General features: G+C 63.0%; 6 protein-coding genes. 2 read left to right on the forward strand and 4 right to left on the reverse strand.

From position 1 onward, the window contains the following. Window positions 1–849 precede the first annotated feature (849 nt). The gene (locus VK519_RS08250) at window positions 850–1,842 is read right to left on the reverse strand and encodes an NAD-dependent epimerase/dehydratase family protein (protein WP_324348915.1); all 993 of its coding nucleotides are present in this window, start codon (window positions 1,840–1,842) and stop codon (window positions 850–852) included. A gap of 216 nt (window positions 1,843–2,058) precedes the next feature. Here VK519_RS08250 and VK519_RS08255 point away from each other — a divergent pair, with 216 nt between their 5' ends. Continuing rightward, window positions 2,059–2,496, forward strand: a complete 438-nt coding sequence (locus VK519_RS08255) for a GNAT family N-acetyltransferase (RefSeq protein ID WP_324348917.1) — start codon at window positions 2,059–2,061, stop codon at window positions 2,494–2,496. 74 nt (window positions 2,497–2,570) lie between these two features. Here the strand turns inward: VK519_RS08255 and VK519_RS08260 are convergent, their stop codons facing one another. The 3 genes from VK519_RS08260 to VK519_RS08270 form a co-directional block, all read right to left on the reverse strand. Then, window positions 2,571–4,085, reverse strand: a complete 1,515-nt coding sequence (locus tag VK519_RS08260; RefSeq protein WP_324348919.1) for a DHA2 family efflux MFS transporter permease subunit — start codon at window positions 4,083–4,085, stop codon at window positions 2,571–2,573. Beyond that, window positions 4,082–4,570, reverse strand: a complete 489-nt coding sequence (locus tag VK519_RS08265; protein WP_324348921.1) for a MarR family winged helix-turn-helix transcriptional regulator — start codon at window positions 4,568–4,570, stop codon at window positions 4,082–4,084. The genes VK519_RS08260 and VK519_RS08265 overlap by 4 nt, the downstream gene beginning before the upstream one ends. A 65-nt stretch (window positions 4,571–4,635) precedes the next feature. Further along, window positions 4,636–5,574, reverse strand: a complete 939-nt coding sequence (locus tag VK519_RS08270; protein WP_324348922.1) for an AraC family transcriptional regulator — start codon at window positions 5,572–5,574, stop codon at window positions 4,636–4,638. 79 nt (window positions 5,575–5,653) lie between these two features. Between VK519_RS08270 and VK519_RS08275 the strand changes: the two genes are divergently transcribed. Further along, complete coding sequence (locus VK519_RS08275; protein WP_324348923.1) at window positions 5,654–6,652, forward strand: oxidoreductase; 999 nt, start codon at window positions 5,654–5,656, stop codon at window positions 6,650–6,652. Window positions 6,653–6,822: the final 170 nt, after the last annotated feature.

Consider the following 6,822-nt stretch of genomic DNA (forward strand, 5'->3'; position numbering starts at 1 on the left):
ATACGTAACGATGCAGCCGGTGACGGTAGCGGAGGTAGAGCACCTCGAAGCCACTGGTATCGCCACTTTGGTAGCGACGCATGCAGTCGGCGTCGCTCTCCTGGTTGTTTTCCCGCACCGCCTCGATCGAGGCCACGGAATCCGCCTTCCATGGAAGTCTTGCGGCAAGCCAACTCAACGAGGCGTGGCGGGCGTCAATGCTCTCGTTTATTCCTACGTCCAAAGCGTGCATGAACATTCCAGTCCCTGGGGTCCTATGCATAATCGCCCGTATTCAGCTTTTGGGGTTAAACGCCAGTAGGGCTAGCCAGTAGGCACGTCAACTACCCGTATCCGCCAGGTAGCGATCAAACGAAGCATCCACGGCGGCACGCCCGCCACCGATGATGTTCCGTCCCGTACTGGGTACCGCAGGTAATGCAGATGAAAGGCGTCATCGATGGCTCCCTTGGCATGCGCAGAATCTGCAACCAGTATGCAATAAGGGCATGTGCCAAAGGTCAGCGCTGTGTTGACGCGTGGAAATTCCAATCCTTCGACGTCCTATGCATAATCGCCTGAATGCAAATTCCGCCTGCACTGAATCTCCTGGCGATCTCCGGTAGCCTCCGGGTCAACTCGACCAACACGGCGTTGCTCGGGGCCGCGGCGCTGCTCGCACCCGAGGGCATGCAGTGACGCACAGGAATCGCTGCGGCTTGTTCTAAGTACGATGTCGGCCCATATCGTGGATGACGCATGCATCACTTTGGACCTGCTTGGCAGGCCGTGGGATGCGGCCGCCATCGTTGCAGAGTCGCGCCTGGCCGGACCGGTTCGCGAAGCCCTGGCAACGTTCCGCAGCGCCATTCAATGAGGCATATCCACCGGATACGGACCCTCTTCGAACGCCCTGTCGTGATATCCCTTTACGCCCACGGCAATCGCCATCTCGCTACGGAAATCCCCGCCCGCACGGAGCCGCTCCAGCGCGTGGGCGAAATCGTGCTTCGGCTTCCACGCCAATAATTCCCTGGCACGGGCATTGTCGTACACGCGGTCGATGCCCTGGAGCATGCGCCAGCCCCGGGCTTCGAACAATGTAGCGGCGTCAGGAAAGTGGGCGGCGATGGCAGCGGGCAAGTGATGCCGCAGCACACGGGCCTCCCCACGCTTGAAAGGCGTGGTTGCCGAAACGATGAAGCGATCAAAGCCAATGACGCGGGCACGCGTGGAAGCCAACAGGTGTGCATCGACCACGTCGGCAATGTCCACACGCCGGTACAGCAACTCCATGGCCTGCATGTTCGCCGGCGCATAGGCCGCCCGCTTCGCCGGGTCATCGTCATCTTCGGGAAAGAACCGGGAGGTACGCAGCACGACCACCGGAAGCCCGCGCTTGCGGTGGTAAAGCTCGCACAGGTCCTCGGCAGCAACCTTGGTCACCCCGTAGATATTCCTGGGTACAGGACGTACGTCCTCGGTGATCCACGCGGCCTCGTCCTGACCCGCCGTCAGCGCCGCACCGAAGGCACTGGTGGTGCTGGTGAACACAAAGGCGCTTACCTTGTTCGCCACGGCGCGCTCGAGCAACGCAAGCGTGCCGTTGATGTTGGTGTCGACAAAGTCGCCCGGTGGATGCGTTGCCACATGTGGCTTGTGCAGCGTGGCGGTGTGGAACACCACGGCAATACCGTCCATCGCTCGCTCTACCACCGCAGGATCGGTGATTGAACCGACGACGTCGGTGAAGGGGGACGGATTGATATCCAGGCCGCGAACGGCCGCGCCCTCCGCACGAAGGCGGCGCACCAGCGCCTCACCAAGGTGGCCTGAGCTGCCAGTCACCAGGATCGTCATCATCGGTTCCCTCCACTACCAGACCAGAGAGGATGCCCATCCGCCGCTCGAAGATAAAGTGCCGTTGGTCCCGCGCAGGCTTGCGGGATAATTCCCAGGCTACTGCGGATATTCGCCGATAACGCCCCGTGCAGGCCCAGTACGCCACGCGATTGCCATGTCGAAGCCTCAATGCGCCCACACGCTCGAAAGCGTCGAAGCGGAGGAGAGGAGTTAGCCATGGCCACATCCACTCACCTGGTCCGCCGCGGATGCGTGCGTGACGCGGCGGAGATCGCCGCATGCATGCATTCGCTAGGCTATGGCACCACACCGGAGGCGGTTGCCATCCATCTGTCCCATTTCAGGGAGTCGCCGCGCGATATCGTGCTGGTATGCGCCGAGATCTCTTCACTTACCGGCGTGGTCAGCGCGCACGCGATCCCGGTTTTCCACCAACCAGGAGAATTGGTGCGGATTACCGCGCTCTCGGTACGCCGGGGCCGCGAACGGCAGGGCATCGGCCGCTGCCTCATCCGCGCCATCGAGAACTGGGCGATTGCCAGGGGCGCCGCACGTATGGAAGTAACCAGCGGCGACCACCGCGATGGCGCCCACTGCTTCTATCAAGCGATGGGCTACGGCATGGATGCACGGCGCTTCATCAAGCGATTGTGAGTTTTCCGAGCTTCCGGGGTCAGAGTCATGACTCTGACCCCTAACGCCTGACCCCGAACGCCCGCTAATGGCGACTAGTCGACCAGCGTCGCCACGGATGCGTCGCCAGTGTCGTGGACTGCGCGCTTGCGCGGCAGGAAGCTCGCGGCTACGAGGCCCAGGGCGACGATGGCCAGCGCCCAGACAAACGTGTGGCCGAAGGCGTGGCCCAAGGCCGGCAACATGGCCTCCCGCATGGCAGGCGTGATCGTGCGCGCCACGGAAAGGCCACCTTCGGAGACACCCGTAGCGGGCATCAGGGCGGCGATCTGTTGCGACAGCACCACGGCCAGCAGGGCCGTGCCCACCGAACCGCCCACGCGCTGCACGACGTTCATGCCGCTGGTGACGCGGGCAATCTCGTGGCGTTGCAGGCTGCTGAGCGCCGCGGTCATCGACGGCATCATCGTCGAGCCCATCCCCAGGCCCATCAGCAGCAACATGATTTCCACTATCCACATGGGCGTGTCGCTCTGGATCTGCGTCAGTCCGGTGATGCCCAACGCAACGAATGTCAGCCCCACCAGCACGATGCGGCCCGGGCCGGTCTTGTCGGTCAAGCGCGCGGCGATCGGCATGGAGATCATCGCGCCGAAGCCTTGCGCTGCCAGCAACAGGCCGGCATGCAGGGCGGATTCACCGCGTACCAGCTGGAAGTAAAGCGGCAGCAACAAGGCTGAACCGAAGAATGCCGTGCCGAAGAAGAACGACGTGGCCGCCGCCGCGCCGACCACACGGCTACCGAACAAGCGCACGTCGATCAACGCGCCTACTTTCCGCCGCGCGTGCCAGACGAAGGCCAGTACCAGTGCCAGTCCAACCAGCACCCCGCCAAGCGCATCGGGCTTCTTGAAGCCACCACCGGCAGCAGTTTCGGCCAAGCCGTAGACGAAGATGGCCAGGCCCGGCGAGAGCATCAGCAGACCGCTCCAGTCAAGCGAGTGATGCGGCTTGGGCTCGTCGCGCTGCAGGATCCGCGATGCCGCGAACAAGGCGATGACGCCGATGGGCAGGTTCACGAAGAAGATCCAGCGCCAGGAGAAGTCGTCGACGAACCAGCCGCCCAGGATCGGACCCACGATCGGCGCGAGCAGCATCGGCACGCCCACCAGACCCATCACGCGGCCCATGCGGTCGCGGCCCGCGGCATGGGACAGGATCGTCATGCCGGCGGGCATGATCATGCCGCCGCCAAAGCCCTGCAGCACGCGGAATACGATCAACGAGGTGGCCGACCATGCCAGGCCGCACAGTGCGGAGCCCACCACGAACAAGGCGATGGAACCGATATACAGGCGCTTGGTGCCGAAGCGGTCGGCCGCCCACCCCGTGAGGGGAATTACCGTGGCCAGCGCCAGCATGTAGCCGGTGGATACCCACTGGGTAAGGGACAGCGACGTGCCGAACGAGCGCGACAATTCCTTGATCGCGACGTTGACGATGGTGGTGTCGAGGATCGACATGAAGCTGCCAAGTACGACCACGGCAGCGATGCGCAGCGTTGCGCGATCCAGTGCCCGCGGGGCACTGGCCTGGGAAGGAGCATTCATTTTGGGGAGTCCGGGGAACAATAGGGTTTGCCGACAGCCCATGGACTGCCAGCGAAGTATTTGTTGGTTAGGCCGCTGAGCGTGGCGACCGCGGCGGCGAGCGCTGCGCGCTCTTCATCGTTGAGCTTATTGACGAACCGCTCCGCCGCTTGCCTGCGGGAATTGCCGATCTTCTCCAGCGCGTCGGATCCGGCTGCCGCGAGCGCGATGCGTTTCACCCGGCGGTCACTGTCGTCCTCGCGACGCGACACCAGCCCCGCCTTCACCATGGCGTCGATAGCCCGACCGGCGGCAGGCAACGACAGCGAGATGCGTTCGGCCAGTTCATTCACCGCCAGATCCACACCTTCGCTATCGAGCACGAACAAGATACGGAACTGCGAAAACGTGAGGTCGAACCCCGCCATGGCCGAGACCACGCCCGTTTGGCCGTCCTTGATGATGGGAAAAATCGCCCCGATCAGGCCGGCGGCGAGCGGATCCATGTCTGGAGGCAACTTGATCATGGACGCAATAGTACTCTTACTCACAATAATTGCAAGCACGCAACCTAATAGGAGCTATTAGGGGTCTTTCGGTACTGGCCGGGCGCCATGCCGGTGATGCGCTTGAACGCGTGGCTGAATGCGCTTTCGGTGCCGTAGCCGAGGGATTGGGCGATACGTGAGATGGGGGTGTTCTCATCACGAAGGGAACGCTCGGCCAGGCGCATGCGCCATTGTGCGAGATAGGCCAGTGGCGGCATGCCGGCCACGGTTTTGAAGTACTCGGCGAAGGTGGTGCGTGACATGGCCGTGGCTTTGGCAAGCTCCGGAAGCTGCCAGGCGCGGCCGGGCTCGGCGTGCATCAGGCGAAGTGCCGGGGCGATCCGTGCATCATTGATGGCGCGAAGAAGACCGGTATCCAGCGGACCGCCAGTGGCCAGGTGAACGCGCAGCACCTGCACCAACATAAGCTGCGCCAGTTGCGCGGAAGCGAACGCCGCGCCCGGCGGATCGTTCTGCCGCTCGGCCACCAACTGGCCCAATAACCAGCGCGTGGCAGTCGCCTCGGGCATGTCGGCGCGCACGTGGATCAACGGCGGCAGCACATCGCGAAGGATATTCCCCCGCGCCGGATCAAGCTCGACGTGGCCACCGATGACAAGGCACTCTTCGCCTTCGCCAAGGGCTTTCATCACGCCATCCTGTCCGGCGAATGCGACCTTCGAATCCACCGGCAGCACATCCGGGTCCGACGACATCGCATAGGGCCTTTCCGCCGATGTCAGGAACACATCGCCCTCGCCCAGGTGCACGGGTTCGCGGCCTTCCATGCAAAGCCAGCAAGACCCCCTCACCACGCCGAAGAATTTCGCACGGCCGCTCGGATGAAAGCGCACGGACCAACGCGCCCCAGCGGTAAATCCGCCGGTGACCAGCGAACGCGCCTGGGTGAGCGAAAGGATGTCGGAAAACGGATCGGATACCATCGGCGGACTATCGCGCATTAATCTCGGACTTTCAATAATTCAAAGTCCGGGCCACGAACCCTATCTTTCTAGCTAGTCCACCCACAAGGCCATCCCCATGCGCTCTGTCCAACAACCCATCAACTCCGGTTTCGATGCAGCCTCCACCGCCGCCGACGTCATCCACGGCATCGACCTCACCGGCAGGATCGCCATCGTCACCGGCGGTTATTCCGGTATCGGGGTAGAAACCGTGAGGGTACTGGCCAACGCCGGCGCCACCGTGATCGTGCCCACGCGCAACGAAGCGAAGGCAACCAAGGCACTCGCCGGCATCAGCAACACCCGCATCGAACCCATGGACCTGACCGACCCGGCGTCCATCGACGCCTTCGTATCGCGCTTCATTGCTACCGGCCAGCCGCTGCACATGCTGATCAACAGCGCCGGCATCATGGCCACGCCGTTCGAACGCGATGCGCGCGGCTACGAAATCCAATTCGCGACGAACCACCTGGGGCACTTCCAGTTGACCGTCGGCCTGCTGCCGGCGCTGCAGCGTGCGCAAGGAGCGCGGGTGGTGTCCGTATCGTCGTGGGGCCACCGTTACTCCCCGGTGGTATTCGACGACATCAGCTTCGAACAGCGTGAATACAACCCGTGGCTGAGCTACGGGCAATCGAAGACGGCGAATATTCTCTTCGCCGTGGAACTGGACGCCCGCTACCAGGCCGACGGTATCCGCGCGTTCGCCGTGCATCCGGGTTTGATCGTCGATACAGGCCTTGGAAAGTACATGTCACGCGAAGACCTGAAGAATGCCGGCGTGATCGACGAGGACGGAAAGCCCATCATCGACCCGTCGCGCAACCTCAAGAACGTACCCCAGGGCGCGGCCACCAGTGTCTGGTGCGCCGTCAGTCCGCAGCTCAACGGCATGGGTGGCGTCTACGCCGAGAATGCCGACATCTCGCCGATCCGCCAGGAAGAAGTCCCCACCAGCAACGATGCAAGCGTACGCCTGCGCAAGGGTGCCAACGGCGTGCTTCCGTACGCCATCGACAGCGACAACGCTCGCCGCCTATGGGAAGTGAGTCAATCGATGGTTTCGCGCTAGCCCTTGCAACAATCGTTTCTTTCCTGCGCAAATCGGTGACGCACGGCCTTCCTCCCGGGTATCGAAGACAGGCAAGCTAAGGCCTGGAGAAATTCTCCAGGCCGCACGCGGAGCAAGCCATGCCTACCGATCCAGGTGCGTACCACCAGGGCGACTTCACCCACCCCACG

This window comes from Pinirhizobacter sp. (assembly GCF_035317885.1).
Lineage (GTDB): Bacteria > Pseudomonadota > Gammaproteobacteria > Xanthomonadales > Rhodanobacteraceae > Pinirhizobacter.